Here is a 21,520-nt window from a genome sequence, read left to right on the forward strand (position 1 = left end):
GTATTCTTCCTTCTTACTGAGCGTGATGGCAGGCGGCGGCATGGCCGTTGCCGAACTGGCGGAACGCCGGGTCTTCGGCCCGGCAGATATCGGTGGCGAGCGGACAGCGCGTATGGAAACGGCAGCTGGACGGCGGATTGTGCGGGCTCGGCAGATCGCCTGTGATCGGCACCGCCTGCTTGCGCCGCGACGGATCCGGCACGGCTGCAAGCAGCGCCTGCGTGTAGGGATGCTTGGCGCCCTTCCAGAGCTCGCTCGTCGGCGCGCTCTCGACGATGCGGCCGAGATACATGACGAGCACCCGGTCGGCGAAATAGCGCACGACGGAGAGGTCGTGCGAAATGAAGAGATAGGATAGCGACAGCTCCGTCTTCATCTCGACCAGCAGGTTGAGGATCTGCGCCTGGATAGACAGGTCGAGCGCCGAGACGGGCTCGTCGCAGATGACCAGTTCCGGCTGCAGGATCAGTGCACGGGCGATGCCGATGCGCTGGCGTTGGCCGCCGGAGAACTCGTGCGGGTAGCGATCGAGCGAATCCGCCGGGAGGCCGACATGGGCCACCATCTGAGCCGCGATCGCCTCGCGCTGCTTGCGCTCGCCGATGCCATGGACCGCGAGAGGTGCCGTCAGGATGGTGCGGATCGTCTGCCTCGGATTGAGCGAGGCGAAGGGATCCTGGAAGATCATCTGGATGCTGCGCCGGACCGATTTCAGTTCGCGCCCCGCCATGGCGGTAACGTCCCTGCCCTTGAAGGTCACGTTCCCCGACGACGGATCGACAAGCCGCACCAGCGATTTGCCGAGCGTGGACTTGCCACAACCGGATTCACCGACCAGCGCCACGGTCTCGCCTTCGGCGATCTCAAGCGACACGCCATCGACGGCGCGCACCGTGCCTGCAGCTCCGGCGTAATGGGTCGAGAGCCGGTCAACCGACAGCAGCGACATGGGCCTTCTCCGCAATGGCTGGAACATGGGGGCACGCCACCTGCCGACCGGCCGCCAGTGCGATGAGTTGCGGCACCACGGAGGCGCAGGATGGCCGCGCGACCGGACAGCGCGGGCGGAACGAACAGCCCTTCTCGCCGGCCGCCGAAACGATTGAGCCCGGAATCTCGGAGAGCGGCCCGTCACGGTAGTGGTAATCGGCCTTGAGGCGCGGCGATGCCGACAGGAGGCCGTTCGTGTAGGGATGATACGGCTTCTCGAACACCTCGCCCGGAAGCCCCTCCTCGATCTTGCGCCCGGCATACATGACGACGACGCGATCGGCCCATTGCGCGACGATGCCGAGATCATGGGTAATCAGGATGACGGCCATGTTCAGCTGCACGCGAAGGTTATCGAGCAGCTGCAGGACCTGCGCCTGGATCGTCACGTCGAGCGCCGTCGTTGCTTCGTCCGCGATCAGCAGTTTCGGATTGCAGGCGACCGCGATCGCGATCATCACGCGCTGGCGCATGCCGCCGGAGAGCTGGTGCGGATATTCGTCGATGCGGCGGCGCGCCTCGGGAATGCTGACGAGGTCGAGCAGCGCGATGGCGCGCTCCCGCGCCTGGCGCCGGCGCAGGTCCTCATGGATGCGCAGCACCTCGATGATCTGATCGCCGATCGTCAACACCGGATTGAGGGATGTCATCGGCTCCTGAAAGATCATAGCGATATCGCGGCCGCGGATGCGGCGCAGCTCCCGTTCCGGGAGGCCGACCAGATCGCGCCCGTCAAAACGGATCTGACCGCCTGCCTTTGCGTGCCGCGGCAGCAACCCCATCAGGCCAAGCGCCGTCAGCGACTTGCCGGAGCCGGATTCCCCGACGATCGCGAGCATCTCGCCCGGATTGGCCGAGAAACTCACGCCCTTCACCGGTTCGCCGGACGCGAAGCGCACCGAAAAGTCGGAAACCTCAAGAAGCCTGGCCATCAGCGATCCTCCGAAAAGCGCGGGTTCAGCGCGTCGTTCAGGCCATCGCCAATCAGGTTGAGCGAGAGCACGCTGAAGACGATCGCCAGACCCGGCAGCGCCGTCAGGTACCAGGCGGTGCGGATGACATCGCGGCCAGCGCCGATCATCGAGCCCCAGGAGACGCGGTTGGGATCGCCCAGGCCCATGAAGGAGAGTGCCGATTCCATCAGGATCGCGCTTGCCACCATCACCGACGAGGTGACGATCAGCGGCGGCAGCGCATTGGGAAGGATCTCGCGGAAGATGATGCGTGTGTGGCCGAAGCCGAGGCTGCGGGCGGCCTGCACATAGTCCTTCTCACGGATCGCCCGGAATTCGGCACGCGTCAGCCGCGCCACCGTCGGCCAGGAGACGATCGCGATGGCAATGGTCACGGTTGCCGTCGTCGGCTGGGCGATCGCCACGAGGACGACGAGCAGCACGAAGCTCGGAATGGTCTGGAATATCTCGATGAACTTGACGAGGATATCGTCGATCAGGCCGCCGAAATATCCGGCCACGGCGCCGATCGCGATCCCCGCCGTCAGCCCGAGCGCGGTGGCCGCCAGCCCAACCGTCAGCGAGATCCGCGCGCCATGCACGATGCCGGCCAGCACGTTACGTCCCATGGAATCCGTGCCGAGCGGATAGGCAGGGTTCTGGCCGGGCCAGAGGAAGGGTCGCGCCACCATCTCGAGCGGATCGCCCGGGAAGAGAAGTGGTGCGAATAGCGCAGACAGCGCGACCAGAAGCAGGATCGCCGTGCCGAACAATGCGTTGTAATTGGCGAGGAAGACCTTCAGCTCCCGGCGCACGCCGCGCCATGCCGTCCCCGAAACCGAGGCGCGCACATCGGGCGCGTGAATATGTGTCCAGCGCGGCTGCTTTGGCGCTTCCGGGGCTGGCTGGGCGGTCTCTGCCTTTGCCTGCGGCGCGAAGTCGATCGCCCGGCCGGCCAGTGTTCCAAGTTTCTGACTGTTCATCGGCTTGCTCCAATTCGGGGATCGATCCAGGCCTGCAGCAGGTCGACGGCCGCGTTGGCGACGATCACGAGGAAGGATGAAAGCAAAAGGATGCCGAGCAGCACGCTGAAATCGCGCGCCATGACGGCTTCGAAGGCAAGGCGCCCGAGGCCCGGCCAGCTATAGACGGTCTCGACCACGACCGCGCCGCCGAGCATCCCGCCGAAGTGCATGCCGGCCATGGTGGTGATCGGGATGAGAGCATTGCGAAGCACGTGCCGGGTGGTCAGCACGAAGGGCGAGACACCCTTGGCGCGTGCGGTGCGCACGAAATCCTGCGACTTCACCTCCAGCATCGAGGCGCGCGTCAGCCGGGCATAGATCGCGAGATAAAAGAGCGCGAGCGAGGTTGCCGGCAGCACCATGTAACGCGCTCTGTCGAGCAACGCCGGGACACCCGTCAGCCGTGAGCCGATCGTGCTGTCGCCGCCACTCGGCAGCCAGCCAAGCTTGACCGAGAAGAGCAGGATCAGCATCAGGCCGATCCAGAAGCCGGGGATCGAATAGAAAAGCAGCGAAATCACCGAGATGATGCGATCCGGCAGGCGTCCGGAGAAGGTCGCCATCAGCGAGCCGAGAAGCAACCCGACCGCAATTGCAATGGTCAATGCCGCAAGCATGAGCAGAAGCGTACCCGGGAGGCGCTGGCCGATCAGATCGGCGACGGACATGCCATAGCGCGGCGAAAAGCCGAGACTGAAATGCGCGAGGTTATTGAGGTAATTGGCGAGCTGCACCAGGATCGGATTATCGAGCCCGAAACGCTCGCGCAGCGCCGCCATGGTCTCGACCGTAGCCGAACCCGATTCCGCCGCCATAACGTCGGCGGCATCGCCGGGTGCCAGTTTCAACAGGAAGAAATTGAGGATGACGATCCCAAGCATTGTAGGCACGGCCTGAATGATCGTCCTGATGATCGTTCGACCGATCCGCCTGTAAGCCGACATGTCCCCTACCTCGCGATCCGAAAAGATTTCACCTCGTTCCGTCGCTTAGTAGTTGACTAATTCTGTGGGTTTTGTCAAATCCATATTGGTAAATAATTCCAACCACATCGCTTCCTAGCGACCTTTTAGAAACATGATACCGCATATCGCGACTTGTTAGAAGTTCATGCCCCTTCATAGCGATGAAGGGGCAAAAATCTCTAAGGCAGGATCGATCGGCGGAATGGCACTGAAGCGGGCCGCGACGGCCCCTGGATCATGAGGGTTGAACAAGATGTCACTATTTCCCGCACCCACGCGCCGCAGCTTTCTCCTGGCCTCGGTCGCGCTCGGCGTCACCGCAACGGCAGGGCTTCCGGCCTTTGCAGCAACCGCAACACGCGGCGGCACGGCAACGCTTCTGCTTGCGGCCGAGCCGCCAGTCCTGACGACGATCGCCCACACCGCGTATAACGCGGTCTACGTCTCGCCGAAGACGACGGAAGGGCTGCTCACCTACGACTTCGAACTCAATCCGAAGCCGCTGCTGGCCAAGGAATGGACCGTCAGCCCCGATGGCCTCACCTATACCTTCAAGCTGCGGGACGGCGTGAAATGGCATGACGGACAGGCCTTCACGTCCGCCGACGTCGCCTTCTCGATCAAGACCCTGAAGGAAGTGCACCCGCGCGGCCGCAACACCTTCCTCAATCTCGTCGACGTCGAAACCCCCGACGCGCAGACGGCCATCCTGAAGCTCTCCAAGCCGGCGCCCTATCTGATCACCGCGCTTGCCGCCTCCGAAACGCCAATCGTGCCGCGTCATATCTATGAGGGCACCAAGGTCGCGGAGAACCCGGCCAATCTGGCGCCGATCGGAACCGGCCCCTTCAAATTCAAGGAGTGGGTGCGTGGCAGCCATATCGTCTACGAGCGCAACCCCGATTATTGGGACCAGCCCCGCCCCTATCTCGACCAGCTGATCATCCGCTTCATCCCGGATGCCGCCGCTCGCTCAATCGCGATCGAGACCGGCGAAATCGATCTCGCGCCCTCGACGCCTGTGCCGCTCAGCGACCTCGAACGGCTGCAGAGCGCCGAAGGGCTCGCTTTCGAAACCAAGGGCTATCAATACCAGAACGGCGTCAGCCGCATCGAGTTCAACCTCGAGCGCCCCTTCTTCAAGGATGTGCGGGTGCGCCGCGCCTTTGCCCATGTGATCGACCGCAACGTCATCCTCAATACCATCAATTACGGCTACGGCGCCGCGATCCCCGGACCGATCAATCCCAATCTTGCCAAATGGTACGTGCCGGATCTCAAGACCTATCCGATCGATCTTGCCGCCGCCGGGAAGCTTCTCGACGAGGCGGGCTACACGCGCGGTGCCGATGGCATCCGCGCGCGCATCAATCTCGACTACGTGCCGAGCGGCGAGACCTATCCGCGCGGCTCCGAGTATATCCGCCAGGCACTCGCCAAGGTCGGCATCGACGCCACCGTTCGCAGCCAGGATTTCGCGACCTATACGAAGCGCATCTACACCGACCGCGACTTCGACTTCGCCTTCGAGGGCATGAGCAACCTCTTCGATCCGACAGTTGGCGTGCAGCGCCTCTACTGGAGCAAGAACTTCAAGCCCGGCGTCCCCTTCTCGAACGGGGCTGCCTACAGCAACCCCAAGGTCGACGAACTGCTCGAGGCAGCCGCCATCGAGGTCGATCCGGCGAAGCGTGTCGAGCAGTGGCGCCAGATCCAGCAAATCCTCGTCGAGGACGTTCCGGCGATCGACATCGTCAGCCAGCCGGAACTAACGATCTACAACCAGCGGATCTCCGACCACACGATCGGCGGCGAAGGCATCGCGGGCAGCCTCGCCTTTGCCTACGTCGCAGCGTCCTGAGCAAGACCAACGGGAGCATAATCATGTCCATTCAACATCGTCCCGGCTCGATCGTCGGCCTGCCGAAATTCGCCGCCCCGACCGATTTCCCGGAAAGCCCGCTGTCCCAGGCGCTGAAACAGCCCGTGCTTCTCGGCCTCTTCCTGCCGATCCAGGCCGGCGGCTGGACGCAATCGACGCTGGAGCGATCGACCGACTGGCGTTTCGACTACAACAAGGCCCTGACAATGAAGGCCGAGGAACTCGGCTTCGATCTCGTCTTCGCCCTGTCGCAATGGCTGCCCAAGGGCGGCTATGGCGGCGTCTTCGACGGGCAGGCGCTCGACAGCTTCGTCTCGACGGCGGCGCTGGCCGGCCTCACAAAGAAGATCATGCTGATCTCGACCATGCATGTGCTTTATGGCCCATGGCATCCGCTGCATCTGGCGAAGTTCGGCGCAACGCTCGACCATATCACCGGCGGGCGCTGGGGCATCAACGTGGTCACCGGCCACCGGGCGGTCGAACACGAGATGTTCGGCTGGCCGCGCATCGAGCACGACAAGCGGTATGAACTGGCGGCCGAATTCCTCGAGGTCGTCCAGCGCCTGTGGAGCGACAGCGAGAACTTCTCATTCGAAGGTGAAAGCAGCTGGAAGCTCGGTGGCGGCTTCGTCACGCCGAAGCCCAATTTCGGCCGCCCGATCCTCGTCAACGCCACCGGTTCGGATGCCGGCATCGCCTTTGCCGGCCGTTACTCCGATATCGTCTTCATCACCAGCCCGACGGGCGCCGACATCGACAGCGCGCTGGAATCGCTTCCGGCGCATGCGAAGCGCGTCAAGGACGCGGCCATCGGCGTCGGCCGCACCGTGCGTACGCTGCTGAACCCGATGGTGATCTGCCGGCCGACGGAGAAGGAGGCCTGGGAGCTTGCCAACCGCATTGTCGCCCATGCCGACCAGCGTTCGCCGCAGGGATTCCAGTCGCTGAACTCGGATGCTCAAGCCTGGAAGGGCCGTGATCCGCAGGATCCTTACCGTGCCATCGGCGGCAATATTCGCGTCATCGGTTCGCCCGAGCAGGTCGTCGATCAGTTCGTCAAGTTGAGGGAGGCCGGCGTCGATGGCCTGCAGCTCAGCTTCTTCGACTTCCGCGACGATCTTGAATTCTTCGGCTCGGACGTCCTGCCGCTGATGAAGCAAGCCGGCCTGCGCCACTAGGAGAACGCCATGACAAGCAATGACATTTCCGAAATCTGGTACACGCGCTGCCCGGTGCCGACGCCCGTCGGGCTTGCCGCGCAGCTCGGCTACCTCGAGGAAAACTTCCGCAAGGAGGGCGTGACGCTGAAGTCGATCATCGACTCCCCCGATCGCAACATTCGTCAGAGCCATTTCAACCACACGCTCGACTGGTCGTTCCGCCATGGCGGCAACGTGCCGCCAATCCGTGCCCGCTCCGAAGGCCGCAAGACGCGGCTGGTCGGCATCACCTGGACCGACGAATTCCAGGCGATCATCACCCTGCCGGAAACCGCCATCAAGACCACGAAGGACCTGAAGGGGCGCCGCTTCGGCATCGCCCGCCGCCCCGAGGGCATCGTCGACTTCATGCGCGCCACGGCTCTCAAGGGGCTCGTTTCCGCCCTCTCGCTCGAAGGCCTGGCGCTCGACGACGTCGAGATCGTCGACATCGCGCTTTCGGATTCCGTGCTGTCGACACAGGAAGGTCCGTCCCTCTTCGGCCTGAAGCGCCGACAGGCCTATGGCGAGGAAGTCGCCGCGCTTATTCGCGGCGACGTCGACGCCATCTACGTGAAAGGCACGGCGGGGATCAATGTCGCCAACCTGATTGGTGCCGTTGAAGTGGCCGAGTTCGGCTTCCACCCCGATCCGAAGATCCGCATCAATTCCGGCTCGCCTCGCGTGCTGACGGTGGACGAGCTGCTGGCCGACGAGCGGCCGGATCTCGTCGCGCGCCTGCTGGACTCGATCTTCAAGGCAAGTGCCTGGGCCGAGGCCCATCCTGAAGAAACGAGGCGTTTCGTCGCGCGCGAGGCGGGTGCCACCGAAGAGCAGGTTCTCGCCGCCAATGGTCCTGACATCCACAAGCACCTCGGCCTTGGCCTGCAGCCAGAGCTGGTGGACGCAATCGGCCACTACAAGGACTTCCTGCGCGACTTCGGCTTCCTCGCCGCCGACTTTGACATCGCGCACTGGGTCGACCGCCGTCATATCGACGCTTTCGACCAGCGCGCCGTGGCCTGAACCGGGAGACCCGAACATTATGCTTCAGGAAAAGATCGATCCGGTCGACAAAGCGCGGCGGCTCGCCGTGGATTTCGCCGAACGCGCCGCCCACTATGACGCAACAGGAGACTTCCCATTCGAGAATTTCACGCGTCTCTTCGATGCCGGGCTGCTTGGGCTGGTAACGGCGCCTGAACATGGCGGCCATGGTGGCGGTCTTGCCGAGGCACAAGCCGTGATCAGCGAGATCGCGCGCGGCGAACCCTCGACCGCGCTTGTGCTCGCCATGCACTACAACAGCCACTACAGCCTGCGCCGCTTCGCCAGGTGGCCCGCCCATCTCGCCGAGCGCGTGCTGACGGCCAACCGGCTCGGCCCTGCCTTGATCAACGCCGCCCAGGCCGAGCCGCGCATCGGCTCCCCCGCGCACGGCGCACTGCCCGAGACCATCGCGCGCCGCGACGGCGACACCTGGCGCATCAGCGGTCACAAGAGCTACGTGACCGGCATACCCGTGCTCAAGTGGGTGTCACTGCTGGCACTGACGGATGAAGCAGAACCCCGCTTGGCTTCCTTCCTCGTTCCCACCGACAGCCCCGGCTTGCGCATCGAAAAGGCATGGAACGCCGCCGGCATGCATGCGACGGCGAGCGACGATGTCATCCTCGACGACGTCGTCATCCCGCTCGAAGACATCATCGAAGCCCAACTCGCCTCCGAGCCCCTTCGTCGCGAAGAACATGCAACGGCCTTCTTCTTCTCGCTGATCGGAGCGGTCTACCATGGCGTGGCGCTTGCCGCCCGTGACCGCGTCCTCGCCTTCGCCGCCCACCACACGCCGGCAAGCCTCGGCGCGCCGCTATCGACCGTTCCCCGCATTCAGGATGGCCTCGGAGAAATCGAAGTCCGGCTTGCGACCAACGCCCGACTGCTGCGCTCGCTCGGCGAAGACGTCGATGCCGGCAGGGTCGTGGGAATGGATGGCATGCATGTCCGCCATGTCGTCATCGACAATGCCGTCGCGATCACCAGCCTCGCCCTCGACCTCGCCGGAAATCCCGGCCTCAGCCGTGATTTTCAACTCGAGCGCCATCATCGCGACGCGATAACCGCGCGTTCGCATGCACCCCAGAGCCATATGATCAGATCGATTGCCGCGCGCAATGCGCTCAGCCGCGTTGCATCCCACTAGCAATTCGGGACGCTTGGTCACCGACGGCCTTGCGTTTCGCCCCGTCATTCCACGTGCAGGCAAGACATGAGCAAAAACAGTGAGTTTCTCTGGTACATACCCAATGACATCAGAGCGGGCCACCGCGGCGATTCAGTGGCTGAAAACCACAACAGCCTGGCGACTTTGACGGAACATGCCAAGGCACTTGAAGAGCATGGTTGGAAAGGCGCGCTCATCGGAACGGGATGGGGAAGGCCCGACACGTTCACTGTTGCTGCCGCGCTCGCGGCATGCACGACGAGCTTCGAGCCGCTGATCGCAATTCGCCCGGGCTACTGGCGACCAGCGAACGTTGCCTCGGCCGTCGCTACCCTCGATCACCTGACGGGCGGGCGCGTGCGCGTCAACATCGTGTCCGGTCTCGACAACCTTGCCGCCTATGGCGATGAGGAGGGAGATCAAGCGCAGCGTTACGCCCGCACCAAAGAATTCATGCGGCTGGTTCGCAGGCTCTGGACCGAAGAAAATGTCAGCTACCGTGGTGAGCATTTTCGTGTCAGCGAGTCTACGGTCGTGCCACGCATTGAGAGCCGCGGCGATCGGCGTCACCCGAAGCTTTATTTCGGCGGCGCCTCGCAAGCCGCGGAGAGAGTGGCGGCGACCGAGGCCGATGTTCAACTTTTCTGGGGCGAGACATTGGATGGGGTTCGCGAGCGGATCGAACGCCTGAAGGTGCTAAGCCGGGATCTGGACCGCGATCTCCCGCCCCTGGAGTTCGGCCTGCGGATCACGACGCTGGTGCGCGACACCACGGAGCAGGCCTGGGCCGATGCCGAGGCAAAGGTTGCGCAAATGGCAAAGGGCGGCGGCGCTGGGTGGAGCGATCACCGCAGAGCCGTCGCGGTCGGACAACAGCGCCTGCTCGATCTGCACCGAGCCGGCGATGTCCTTGACGACAACCTCTATACCGCACCCGGCAAATTCGGCGGCGGCGGCGCCGGCACGACCTGGCTGGTCGGCTCGGCCGCGGACGTTGCCCGCTCCCTGCGCAAATACCAGGATCTGGGCATCACGCACTTCGTGCTCTCCGACACGCCTTACCTCACTGAGATCAAGCGTCAGGGCAACCAGCTGCTGCCTCACCTGGTCAATTGAGCTTCCCGGCGGGGCCATCTGCCGACGGCCCGATTAAGCTATGTCTCGCGAGTACGGCCACTGGGTTGCGGGGTCAGGATTTAAACCTACGGCTTCAGGTTATGAGCAGTTTTGATCAAGGGCGCGCGCCGCTGCCGCGTCGAGCAAAGGCTCAACGCAAGATTCCGATCGCTCGTCCGATTTCGGGCGCCGCACGATCGACGCGCCGAACCCGCGCCTTTGCAACACATTGCTTCACCTTCCAAGGAGAGGCAACCGTCCTGCGGTGAGTTTGACCGGGTGAGCCTTACGCTTCAATAGCGCGCGTCTTCAAGGCCGCAAAATGGATCCACCGGGTTCGTGCCAAGGAAAGGCATGCGCCCGAGCATGCAGTCCACAACGGCCTGCTGCACGGCGTCCATGGTCGAGTAGGCGTTGATATAGGCTGGTATGCGTGGTGCGTCGTAAAGATGATATGGATGGCCAAATGAGATCATCACCGAGGGAATATTCGTCCAGGGTCGGTACATGGCCTTGAACAGACCCCCGCCTCCCATTCGATGCCAATCAACAAAAATCCGGCCTCGCACGAGTAGCGATTCGTCGCCCAGCGCGTAAATCACCAGATCGAAATCGTCAGGGCTCGGCACGATGTCCGGTCGGTCGATCGTGACTTCAAATCCCTCTTTCGTCAGGAGCTCCGGCAGCACGAATTTCGGTGGCTGCTGCATGAGCGGATGGACGATACCTCCATCGACCAACAGCACGCGTTTTGACTTGGCCGGATCAAGCGGAAAGATGCTGTGAACATCCTTCACGAGCGTGGGTGAGCGAGCGATGTACGACCTCGAAGCCGCAACGCTGTCAGGATGCGCAAGCAGGCCGCGCGCTTGCGCAGCGTCGGGCAGGACGTCCGATGGCTGAAAGAGTTTGAGGTGCGCTTTGAGAGCCAGCACGCGAAGAACCGCCTCCTCTAGTCGCTCAGGCGTTATTCGCCCATCGACGACAGCGGACCTGACCGCTGCCATATCCTCCTGCGGCGCGTCGCTGAAGAGGATCATGTCACAGCCATTCGCGATGATATCAGGCATGGTCTGCGTGTGATGGCCCCAGGCCGACAGGCCACCCATTGGAGTGGCGTCAGAGACAATGATGCCATTGAAGCCCAGCTGATTGCGCAGCAGATCGATGTTCAGCAATCGCGAAACCGAGGCCGGGCGGAAAGCTTCAAGGCCAGCATCAGGGATCTTGGACCGGACGTAAGCCGGCAGCGAAATATGCGCACTCATCACGGCCAGCACGCCCTCGCCGATCAGCCGTTTGTAAAGTCGTCCGAAGGTTTCTCCCCATTGGTCCATCGAGAGTGGATTGACGGTCGTGACAAGATGCTGATCACGGTCGTCGTAGCCTTCGCCCGGCCAGTGCTTGGCGGTGGCGGCAATTCCATTTTGCTGGAGGCCGCGAACATGGGCGACGGCGTGGCGCTCAATTCTGTCGACATCGGAACCGTAAGAGCGCGTGCCGACGATCGCTGATCGGAAGGCGGCATTGATGTCGATGACCGGCGTGAACGACCACCGCACTCCCATTGCCCGACCCTCGCGGGCAAGGATTTGTGAACTTTTCTCGGTCGCCTCTATGTCGTCGACGGCGGCGAGACCAAGTTGTCCGAGCACCGGAGTGCCGAAAGCGAAGGAATGGCGGCTTCCTTCCAGATCCGCGCTGATGATCGGTGGCACTTTGCTTCTGGCGACCAGGTCCGAGATGACGCGCCGTTCGAAGTCGAGGTCAGGCGTGAAAAACCGGGTGACGCCACCTGGCCTCAACTGACCGACACGCTTGAACTCCTCTTCATCCGTCCCAATCATGACCAGGGTGAAGAGCTGGCCGATTTTGTCGTCGAGGTCGAGCGATGCATAAACATCACGCACCCAGGCGATCGCGGCGTCATCAAGGCTGAACGGTGGCTTGCGAAGTTCATCGTAAATCGTCACAGGTCCCCTCGTTGGCAAAGCTCAGTGATGATGGTACGTGTGCGCCTGAATTCATGCCTCCAGGCAAGCAACTATCCACTCACTTGACGCAGAAGGCAACGCTTGCTCGCGAGCTGCTCAAGCGCGCTTTCGCGCTCTTGCACGCCGTAACAATACTTTGAGCGGTTCAGTCGCTAGGGTCGAGCGTTCGCGCCAGGGCTCGAAATGACACAAATACGGGTTAAATCGCAGTCGTCACCAGATCGGATCTAGATTTGTGACTCGTATTCGCGATCTTCACTTCGATAGCGGAACAGCTTTGCGGGGCGGCCGCCCGTTTCGCTGGTCGTATCGCCAGTTTCCTCGACCAGTTCCTGCTGCTCGATCAACCGTCGGAAATTCTGCTTATGGAGTGTCAAGCCGGCGAGCGCCTCAACACTGCGCTGCAATTGCAGCAAGGTAAAGCTTGCCGGCATCAACTCGAAGACGACGGGCCGATATTTGATTTTCGCCCGCAATCGAGCAATGCCAGTCGCAAGAATGCGCCGATGATCGGCAAACATCGGCCGACCGCAATTTACCTCCGGTGGGCAGCCCGCCTCTTTTACGAGACCGGCCTCGTAGAGGATTTCATAGCGCTGCAGCACCAGGTCTTCGTTCCAGGCGAGCTCACCGCTTCCAAAAGCGAAGTTCACTCGGCGCAACCGCTCCTCCTGACGAACGCGGTCGCGCTTTGTCCAGGCGACCAGATGCGCAACGATATCGTCTAGGACGGCGGGGCGCCCGGCGCGCCAGTCCTCCCAGGGAAAATAGCTGTACCAGCCATGCCAGGCAGGCCCGCCCGCCCCCCTTGCGGCCTGCTCCCGCACCAGACCGAGATAACTGATGGAGATCGTCCTGCCGCCAAGGATCTCGGTATTTCGGTCGCGATCGGCGAAGGTATAGAGCTGCTCGAGGTAGCCGACCGGATGGCCTGTTTGCTCCTGAACCCATTCACGCAGCCCGCTCTGCAAGGTGCGATGACCCATTTCGAACGGACCAGACGGCAAGGCCTCTCCGGACCGGATCGTCATCACACGCGGTTCGCCGCCCGTTACTGCCACGAGCACGGCTATCAATTCGGCATGCGCAAACCCGATCGTCAAGAAAAATACGCCTCCTGTTGTCAGACAGGCAATCTCTGACACAACGGATAGACTTGAGGAAGAACGGCCAGGCACGAATATGCTTCAAGTTCACCGGTGATTGATCCGTCTAGCGCAGGAACTGCCTGAAGCGACGCAGTGCAAGATAGAAGAAGATGGCGCCAATCGTCGCAAGTGCCGCAAGCTGTGGCCAAACCACGGCAAGGCCAGCCCCGCGGAATAAAACGGCCTGCGACAAGATCACGAAGTGGGTATTTGGCGCTGCCAGCATGATGTTCTGGATTATCTCCGGCATGCTTTCGCGCGGCGTCGTTCCACCGGAGAGCAACTGAAGGGGGATCAGCACCAACATCAGGAGCAGGCCGAACTGCGGCATCGAGCCTGCGACCGTTGCAAGGAAAATGCCGAGACAATTGGTGGCAAACACGACAAGCGTGGTCCCGATCACAAAGAGCACAAAGGAGCCTTCGATCGGCACTTCGAGCAGCCCCTGAACGATAACAATTAGAGAAAAAGTGGAGGCGGCAACGACAATCAGGCCCATCGACCATATCTTGCTCAGCATGATCTCCAGCGGCGTGATGGGCATGACGAGCAGATGCTCGATCGTGCCATGTTCACGCTCGCGGATCAGCGCCGCACCGGTCAGGATGATCGAAAGCATCGTGATTGAAGAAATGACATTGTTGATCGAGCCGAACCAGCTCTTGTCCAACTCGGGATTGAACCGCGATCGCAGCGTCAATGCCACCGGTACCGGATCACCGCCGCGATGTCGGTTGACGAACTCGTTAACCTCGCCCGAGACGATCGACTGAACGTAGCCTCCCCCCGTAAAGGCCTGGGATATCCGTGTCGCATCGATGTTCAGCTGAATACTCGGCGATCTGCCGGCAAGGACATCCCTTTGGAAATTCGGTGGAATGACAAGTGCGAATGTATCCAGCCCGGCATCCATGCGGCGATCGACCTGCGAGAGCGCAATGACATTCGGAACAACGAAGTAGGGCGGATAGAATGCTGTTATGATGCGAGCGGAAAGTGGCGACTGATCTTCATCCACAATGGCGATGGCAGCCCGGTTCAGCGTTTCAGGCAGAGAGTTCGACGCCGTGTAAATTGATAGGGTGAAGGAATAGATAATCAGAACGAGGAGCATCGGATCGCGTGCGACGCCCCAGAGCTCCTTGATCCCCAGTCGATAAACACTGGCTGGACGCATGGTTAATTCGCCTGTTTTTTCAAAAGCACTGCCCCCAGGCCCATCACCACCGGGGCGGCAATCAGCAACGGTACGAAGGAGCCGACCAGGTCGTCAAAGCCCAATGCCTTGGAAAAGGTGCCACGCGAAATTGTGACAAAATGGGCGGCAGGATAAATCTTACCGATGAAGGCGCCGAGCCCTTGGAGCGATGATACGGGATCGATCATGCCCGAGTATTGCACGGCGGGAATAAGGGTTATCAGAGCAGTCCCGAAAATCGCTGCTATCTGACTGTTCATGAAGGCTGAGATCAGCAACCCCATACCGGTCGTTATCGTCACATAGATCAGCGCGGCAAGGGCAAAAGTCAAAAAGCTGCCCGTGAAGGGGACGCGAAAGATGAACACAGCGAAAGCTGTCAACATGAAGAAGTTCAGCATCGCAAGCCCGATATAGGGCAATTGCTTGCCAAACAGGAATTCGATGCGCGTAACCGGCGTCACGTAAAAATTGATGATGGAGCCGAGTTCCTTTTCACGCACGACGCTAACGCCGGCAAGCATTGCGGGGATCATCATCAGCAGGAGGGGAATGACACCGGGCACCATGGCAACAAGGCTTTGCACGTCGGGATTGTAGCGGTAGCGCACATCCAGGTGGAAATTTGCAGCGGTCGCTGCCACGCTGGCGCGCTCGCGCGCTTTGCGTGCAAGCCATTCAGCGTGCATTCCCTCGACGTAACCGCGAACTGTTTCGGCCCGGCTCGGCATGGCGCCATCGATCCAGGCCCCGATCTCGACGCTATGGCCACGCGAGACGTCCCTGCCGAAGCCCGGCGGGATCTCGATGGCGAGGCTGAGTTCCCCCGACCTCATCCGGCGATCCATATCCGCATAGTCGATGATCGGCGACCGTTCATCGAAGTAGCGCGAACCGGATATCTGCAGGATATAGTCCTGGCTGATCGTCGTATCGTCGCGGTCAAGGACGGCGAAGGTGAGGTTCTCGACATCCATGTTGATGCCGTAGCCAATGACGAACATGAGGATGACACTCCCGAGGATCGCCAGCGTCGCACGAATGGGATCGCGTCTCAGTTCAAGCGCCTCACGGCGAGTGTAGGCGAACATCCTTCGAAAATCGAAGATCCGCCCTGGCCTACCGGACTCTTGCTTTTCCGCAGCTTCGTCCGCTTTGACATTCGCAGCAGCAAAGCTTGCAGGCGCTGACTGCCTGTCTGCGATCGCATCTTCGAGATAGGCGATGAAGGCCTCTTCGAGGCTGGTCGCCAAACGCGCTTTCACAAGCGCGCCAGGTGCATCGCTCACAAGCACCTTTCCGGCATGCATCAACGATATCCGATCACACAGGGCCGCCTCGTTCATGAAATGGGTCGAGACGAAAATCGTAACATTCTCGTTTCGCGACAGATCCGACAGGATCTGCCAGAAATTGTCACGGGCGACAGGGTCGACGCCTGACGTCGGCTCGTCAAGGATCAGAATATCTGGGGAATGGATCATTGCCACTGCCAGCGACAGGCGCTGGCGTATGCCGAGCGGCAGGGCATCGGGCAAGGCGTCCATGACATCGCTCAGATCGAACCGCTGCATGGTTTCCTCAATGCGAACCGGTATCATCTGTGGGTCCATGCTGAACAGGCGCGCATGAAGGTCGAGGTTTTGGCGAACCGTCAACTCGGTATAGAGGGAAAAAGCCTGCGACATATAGCCGACGCGACGACGGATCTCGATATCTTGTGGTTCGACCTCGCGACCGAAGAGATGCGCCGTTCCTTCGCTTGCCGGCAGAAGGCCCGTCAGCATTTTCATCGTCGTCGTCTTGCCGCAGCCGTTCGAGCCCAGGAACCCGAATATCTCGCCTCGCGCTATGCGAAAACTGACGTCATCGACGGCTGTGAAGCTGCCAAAGCGCATCGTCAGATGGCTGGCCTCTATCGCGATCTCGTCTTGCGCGCCAACCGCGCGCGGTGGCATTTCAACAGCGCTGTGTCCGGCGCGCTTCTCCTCGGGAAGAAGCGCGATGAAGGCCGCATCGAGATTAGCCGTTGCGGTGGCCTTCATGAGCTCGGCCGGCGTTCCAGTTGCCAGGATCCTGCCACCATCCATCGCGACCAGCCAGTCAAAACGCGCTGCTTCCTCCATATAGGCCGTTGCAACAACGACGCTCATGTGCGGGCGAGCCTGCCGAATGCTGTCGATCAGCTCCCAGAACTGGCGCCGCGACAGAGGATCGACGCCGGTCGTCGGCTCATCGAGAATGAGCAAATCGGGGTCATGGATCAGCGCACAGCAAAGACTGAGTTTTTGCTTCATTCCCCCAGACAACTTGCCGGCCGGCCGATCGGCAAAGGAGCTGAGCTCTGTCCCCTTCAGTAGTCCTGCAATGCGCGCCTCCCGCTCCTTCTTTGCCTGACCAAAGAGCCTGGCAAAGAAGTCGACGTTCTCGAAAACCGACAGTGTGGGGTAAAGGTTCTTGCCGAGCCCCTGCGGCATGTAGGCGATCTTCGGGGCGGTTATGCTGCGATGTGTCACATCGGCAATATTGCCGCCGAGGACCTCAACCGTCCCTGTCTGGATAACACGCGCACCTGCGATCAGAGAAAGAAGGCTCGACTTGCCAACGCCATCGGGACCGATCAAGCCAATCATGCGGTTCACCGGCAACTCGAGCGTTATGTTGTCAAGCGCCTTTGTTTTTCCGTAGGCAAGGCTGACGCCCGCGATGCGGGCGACCGGGCGATCTGTCGCGCCGGTTGGCTCGCCACTCATTGCAGCACCGGCCCGGAAATATGGTCGGGCCACTCCGCCTTGGGGTCAAGCTGGACATAGGCCATGCCCGGGAGGCCCGTCTTGACGAACTGAACATATTTGCGCAGCAGGTCCGGCGGGATCCGGGCCTTGATCCTGAACATCAGCTTGGTGCGTTCTTCCTGCGTCTCGACGGTCTTAGGCGTGAACTGGGCGACGTCTGCAACAAAGGTCACGCTGGCCGGTATGATATATTTCGGTGCCGCATCAAGCACCAGCCGTACCTCTGCCCCCATCGCCACGCGCCCCGCTTGGTCTGTCGGCAAGAAGAACGTCATGTAGACATCACTCAAGTCGACGATGTTGAGCACCCGTCCACCTGCTGCAAGGACTTCGCCCGGCTGCGCCACCTTATATTGCACACGGCCCTCACGCGGCGACTTCAGGACGCTGTCGGCGATGTCGGCCTCGATGCTTTCGATCTCGGCCTCCGTGGCATCGACGGCAGCTTCCGCGTCAACCACCTGCGCCTTCGCAGAAGTGATGGCGGCCTCTGCGGCGGCAAGCTGCGCCTGGGCTGCCGCAACCGCAGCCTTTGCTCCTTGGGCAGCGGCGCGATCGTCATCCAGAATCTGCTGCGAAATCGTGTTGCTCTTGCGCAATTGCTCCGACCGCGCGAGCTTGGTCTGCGCCGCGTCGGCCTCCGCCTCGCGCTGAGCAACGACGGCGATGGCCGCGGCGTGCTCTGCTTCACGTTGTTTGACAAGACTGTTTGCGGTGTCAACTCCGATGACGGCCCGGCGCAACTGCGCCTGGCCCTGACGGCGTCGCGCTTCGAGCTGCTCGGTGTCCATTCGGGCAAGCACTTGGCCGGCTGCGACGAAATCACCCTCATTGACGACAATGTCCTGAATGCGGCCTGCAGTCTTTGTCGAGATGTCGATTTCGGTCGCTTCAATGCGCCCATTGCCGCTGGCAATACCATCAGGCAGGCCCCCGTTCGAGAATGTCTGCCATGCGTAGTAACCACCGACGACCAAAATGGCGAGCAAGGCAATGAAAAGCCAATTCTTCTTTGCCGACATGCTGACCTCTCAAATTTATTCGAATAGCAGTCACGATCTATGGTTGATCACAACAATAACAGTGTTTTGACGTTAAAATCATCACGAATCTTGTGGATGGCCGCTTCTTCAATACCTTGAGCGATCCACTCGACACAAAATAAAAACGGAACAACACAATTGATCCGTTCAATTATCTCCGTTAGGTTGATCGCTAGCATAATAGTCGCGCAACAACCCGCTTTGGAAGGAGAGAACCATGAAAGATGGACCCCATGCAGTTGATGTTCACGTCGGAAAGACGATCCGCATAAAGCGTTTGATGCGCAAGGTATCGCAGACCGAGCTTGGCGATCGGGTCGGCGTCACGTTTCAACAGATTCAAAAATACGAAAAGGGATCGAACCGCGTTTCCGCGAGCATGCTTGTTGAGATCGCCGGCGCGCTCGATGTCGATGTCCGATCGTTCTTCGAGGACGTCCAACCCGGCATCGCCAACGACAATCCGACGCCCAGCGAGGAATTCGTTGTTTCCCGCGACGGCGTAATGCTTAACGCCGCATTCCTGTCGATCAAAAATGAACAGGTTCGCAAGAAGATCGTAAAGCTCGTGCAGGCAATTGCCGGCATGGAATTGGGCGAAACCGAATAGCTCCGTGATCGCAGATCGGCGGTCCGAGCGTCAATGGCAGTCGAGAAGCACGAGGTTCTCGCTGGCATCCTTCATTGCGACCTGCGTCTTCTTGCCGATCAGCTTTTCGAGGTTGGCATCAAGCTCGCGTTCAGGGTCGATGCCGTCCCAATCGATCACCACCTGCAGGAGTGCCATATTGGTCAAGTGCAGCAGATTGTGCAGCTTGAGCTTCTGGGCCTCATCTTTCGCGGCAGAGAGCAACCGGAAGATCCTGGCGTACTCGCTACCCGTTCCCTCGTCCCTCGTCAGAATGTTCATTGCCGTCGCCTTCTCTGTTGATGAGCCTTCCAAGCTTCAACGATTCCCATCATTCGGGTCGGGCGTTACTCGAGCGTTACAGGCGTAACGGCTGTCGTGACTTCCGCCCGCAAGTGCTCCCAATGAGAGGTGGCGGCGAAGCCCCAGTCACGCTCTTGATCGGCAAACTCCACCTCCTGCAAATACTCGAGGACGCGTTCGGCATCCTGACGCTTGCGCTCGATCCTTCTGGCGCGGATCAGCCGCAGGATCGTGTTCGCGCGACCCTCGCCGACAAATGCACAGCTCTCCACGGCCCTTTGATAGGTGCGCTCTGAAAAGTGGAGCGCACGACCGGCAAGCAACAGCATCTTGTGTTCAGCAAGCGAGAGGGCGCCCTGCCGGTACAGGCCATCGACCGTCGGCTGAAAGTCGACCCAAGGGATCGACAACGGCAACCAGCCGAGTTCTTCCGGCGCATGCACAAGCGCCACAGCTTCATCGTCGATCAGGCGACCTTCCGCATAGTCCTCATAGATCGAACCCAGGCCGACCATCCCGAACGCTGCGCATTCGGCAGCGCGCAGCGCGCCCATGCTGGCGCCGCCTGCAACGACGACATTGTGCTCCAATGCATAGAGGATTTCCTTGTGCCATACGGATGGTACTTCGCCAAAGTAACCATCGACAATCCCGATCGCCCGAGCGCCCTGCTGCACAGCCTGCAGTATATCACCGCGCGCTGCCGGGCTGCGAAACGCGATAAACGGGTTCTCGTGCCGAAGCCTGCCAATATCGGCGCCGAAGCTTGGGCCTGCAAATATGACCTTCATTGCATTTTCCCCTGCATGGCGTTGACGGCGCGCAGTCCGAGTTGGATGAACTCGCCACTGACATCTACCTCGAGGCCCGGAACGATCATGCGGACGACCGAAACCGGCAGGCGTGGATGGGCAAGCGGCACAGCCACCACCTGATCGACACCTCTCGCCTTGAGGCGTTCGAGGACGTTGCTGATATTTTCCTGGATGCTGCGCGGCGCCGCGTCGAAAGAGAACATGGGCGCGACGGGCACTTCGTCGCAAAGATTGATGAGGTCCTGCATCGGCCCTCCCTTGTCGAGCCTCTGGTATAAACGCGGGGAAAAATCGTCGCGGCTACCGGCGATCGCGGTCAAACGGCTCTGTGCTGCCTCGGTGATGGCGCGCAGCGCTGCGCGGACAGGATCGGGGTGGCATCCGCATCCTCCGCAAACATGGGTCCAGCGAGCATCCACGCGCTCCCCAAGGTGATCGGGAATGATTACGGCGAGAAAACTGGGAACGGCAATATCGGTCGTCATGTCGAGCAGGAGGAGACGCATTCCAGCGCGCTTGATGCGATCGACGATGATATCCACGACGGCATCGCCGAAGGCGGCCGGGTCGATCCGGGCGCCACGCAGCTGCTCGTATGGACGCAATTGCGTCAGCGCCCAGGCATCACGTTCGACGAGCTCGCAAAGTCCGTGAAGCACAGCTTCCGCCGGCCGATTTCCGGATGCAAGACCATCGCTCGATTGCTCGAATCCGGAGGGGCGCACGCCCCGATGATCAAGACCGACAAGCGGCCACGGCACGAAAACAGGGCGCCCGGACATGATGTCAAGGCCCTCGCTCCAGGCGATCGGCTGCGACCCGATCTCCGAGGGAACACATCGGGCGACCGACTCGAGGTCGATGATCGGCGCATGCTCGGCCCTCATCCCCTCCAGCGTCGACATCACCAGGTCGCCTGGCTGGATTTCCGCAATGCGCGTCTCGACGGCTTCCATCGCGGCCGAGGTCATTGCGGCCTCTTCGTCGATGCCTTTTCCCTGAAAAACGGAAAGCGTGTAGCTGTTCGGACGCGTCGCGAAAGCAACGGGGATCTCGATCAGGTCGAGCGCGGTGAGCAATCCCACCCGCGTAATGCCGAGTTCCTTGAAATAGGGCTTGATGGCCGCGAATGTCTGTCCAGGCGTCAGTGAACGGTCGTGATAGCTGTTGATGCTGGCCGATGACAAGCTGAGATCTTGCGCCAGGCGCTCGAGTGCGGTCTGAACAGACATTCGCTTCGGC

18 protein-coding genes are annotated in these 21,520 nt (G+C 61.1%); 6 read left to right on the forward strand and 12 right to left on the reverse strand.

The features are described from left to right. Positions 1-13 precede the first annotated feature (13 nt). From ATY80_RS01905 to ATY80_RS01920, 4 genes are read right to left on the reverse strand one after another with little or no spacing between them, the layout of a single operon-like run. Positions 14-949 carry an oligopeptide/dipeptide ABC transporter ATP-binding protein gene (locus ATY80_RS01905; protein ID WP_088690791.1) on the reverse strand — a complete coding sequence of 312 codons (936 nt, stop codon included), beginning with the start codon at positions 947-949 and terminating at the stop codon, positions 14-16. Continuing rightward, positions 930-1,922 carry an ABC transporter ATP-binding protein gene (locus ATY80_RS01910; protein WP_088690792.1) on the reverse strand — a complete coding sequence of 331 codons (993 nt, stop codon included), beginning with the start codon at positions 1,920-1,922 and terminating at the stop codon, positions 930-932. The genes ATY80_RS01905 and ATY80_RS01910 overlap by 20 nt, the downstream gene beginning before the upstream one ends. After that, positions 1,922-2,926, reverse strand: coding sequence for an ABC transporter permease (locus ATY80_RS01915; protein ID WP_088690793.1), 1,005 nt, complete (start codon positions 2,924-2,926; stop codon positions 1,922-1,924). The genes ATY80_RS01910 and ATY80_RS01915 overlap by 1 nt, the downstream gene beginning before the upstream one ends. Then, positions 2,923-3,912 (reverse strand): ABC transporter permease, encoded by a 990-nt coding sequence (locus ATY80_RS01920; RefSeq protein WP_088690794.1) that lies wholly within the window; start codon positions 3,910-3,912, stop codon positions 2,923-2,925. The genes ATY80_RS01915 and ATY80_RS01920 overlap by 4 nt, the downstream gene beginning before the upstream one ends. A gap of 274 nt (positions 3,913-4,186) precedes the next feature. Between ATY80_RS01920 and ATY80_RS01925 the strand changes: the two genes are divergently transcribed. The 5 genes from ATY80_RS01925 (at position 4,187) to ATY80_RS01945 (ending at position 10,354) form a co-directional block, all read left to right on the forward strand. Then, on the forward strand, positions 4,187-5,794 hold the full coding sequence (locus tag ATY80_RS01925; protein ID WP_088690795.1) for an ABC transporter substrate-binding protein: 1,608 nt from the start codon (positions 4,187-4,189) through the stop codon (positions 5,792-5,794). 23 nt (positions 5,795-5,817) lie between these two features. Beyond that, positions 5,818-6,996, forward strand: coding sequence for an LLM class flavin-dependent oxidoreductase (locus ATY80_RS01930; RefSeq protein ID WP_088690796.1), 1,179 nt, complete (start codon positions 5,818-5,820; stop codon positions 6,994-6,996). A 9-nt stretch (positions 6,997-7,005) separates the two neighbouring features. Then, positions 7,006-8,043 carry an ABC transporter substrate-binding protein gene (locus ATY80_RS01935; protein ID WP_088690797.1) on the forward strand — a complete coding sequence of 346 codons (1,038 nt, stop codon included), beginning with the start codon at positions 7,006-7,008 and terminating at the stop codon, positions 8,041-8,043. A 19-nt stretch (positions 8,044-8,062) separates the two neighbouring features. Continuing rightward, a complete protein-coding gene (locus ATY80_RS01940; RefSeq protein WP_088690798.1) occupies positions 8,063-9,217 on the forward strand; it encodes an acyl-CoA dehydrogenase family protein in 1,155 nt (384 codons plus the stop codon). A 66-nt stretch (positions 9,218-9,283) separates the two neighbouring features. Continuing rightward, entirely contained in the window at positions 9,284-10,354 is a 1,071-nt protein-coding gene (locus ATY80_RS01945) for an LLM class flavin-dependent oxidoreductase (protein ID WP_088690799.1), read from the forward strand. Positions 10,355-10,647: 293 nt separating this feature from the next. On the opposite strand, the gene ATY80_RS01950 is transcribed toward ATY80_RS01945, so the two are convergent. From ATY80_RS01950 to ATY80_RS01970, 5 genes are all read right to left on the reverse strand, one after another. Continuing rightward, positions 10,648-12,327: a glycoside hydrolase family 3 N-terminal domain-containing protein gene (locus tag ATY80_RS01950; protein ID WP_088690800.1), complete on the reverse strand. Its 1,680-nt coding sequence runs from the start codon at positions 12,325-12,327 to the stop codon at positions 10,648-10,650. 248 nt (positions 12,328-12,575) lie between these two features. Then, complete coding sequence (locus tag ATY80_RS01955) at positions 12,576-13,451, reverse strand: hypothetical protein (protein WP_088690801.1); 876 nt, start codon at positions 13,449-13,451, stop codon at positions 12,576-12,578. Between the two features lie 109 nt (positions 13,452-13,560). Beyond that, positions 13,561-14,673: an ABC transporter permease gene (locus tag ATY80_RS01960; protein WP_088690802.1), complete on the reverse strand. Its 1,113-nt coding sequence runs from the start codon at positions 14,671-14,673 to the stop codon at positions 13,561-13,563. A 2-nt stretch (positions 14,674-14,675) separates the two neighbouring features. After that, on the reverse strand, positions 14,676-17,447 hold the full coding sequence (rbbA, locus tag ATY80_RS01965) for a ribosome-associated ATPase/putative transporter RbbA (RefSeq protein ID WP_088690803.1): 2,772 nt from the start codon (positions 17,445-17,447) through the stop codon (positions 14,676-14,678). Next, positions 17,444-18,511, reverse strand: coding sequence for an HlyD family efflux transporter periplasmic adaptor subunit (locus ATY80_RS01970; protein WP_088690804.1), 1,068 nt, complete (start codon positions 18,509-18,511; stop codon positions 17,444-17,446). The genes rbbA and ATY80_RS01970 overlap by 4 nt, the downstream gene beginning before the upstream one ends. Positions 18,512-18,749: 238 nt before the next feature. Here ATY80_RS01970 and ATY80_RS01975 point away from each other — a divergent pair, with 238 nt between their 5' ends. Continuing rightward, a complete protein-coding gene (locus ATY80_RS01975) occupies positions 18,750-19,142 on the forward strand; it encodes a helix-turn-helix transcriptional regulator (protein ID WP_088690805.1) in 393 nt (130 codons plus the stop codon). Between the two features lie 30 nt (positions 19,143-19,172). Here ATY80_RS01975 and ATY80_RS01980 read toward each other — a convergent pair whose 3' ends face one another. The 3 genes from ATY80_RS01980 to ATY80_RS01990 form a co-directional block, all read right to left on the reverse strand. Further along, positions 19,173-19,442 (reverse strand): hypothetical protein, encoded by a 270-nt coding sequence (locus tag ATY80_RS01980; RefSeq protein ID WP_088690806.1) that lies wholly within the window; start codon positions 19,440-19,442, stop codon positions 19,173-19,175. Between the two features lie 65 nt (positions 19,443-19,507). Next, complete coding sequence (locus ATY80_RS01985) at positions 19,508-20,254, reverse strand: TfuA-like protein (RefSeq protein ID WP_088690807.1); 747 nt, start codon at positions 20,252-20,254, stop codon at positions 19,508-19,510. After that, positions 20,251-21,510, reverse strand: a complete 1,260-nt coding sequence (locus ATY80_RS01990) for a YcaO-like family protein (RefSeq protein ID WP_088690808.1) — start codon at positions 21,508-21,510, stop codon at positions 20,251-20,253. Before ATY80_RS01990 ends, ATY80_RS01985 begins: the two co-directional genes overlap by 4 nt. Positions 21,511-21,520: the final 10 nt, after the last annotated feature.

Origin of the sequence: Rhizobium sp. R711 (assembly GCF_002211365.1) — a bacterium.
Classification (GTDB): Bacteria; Pseudomonadota; Alphaproteobacteria; order Rhizobiales; family Rhizobiaceae; genus Rhizobium.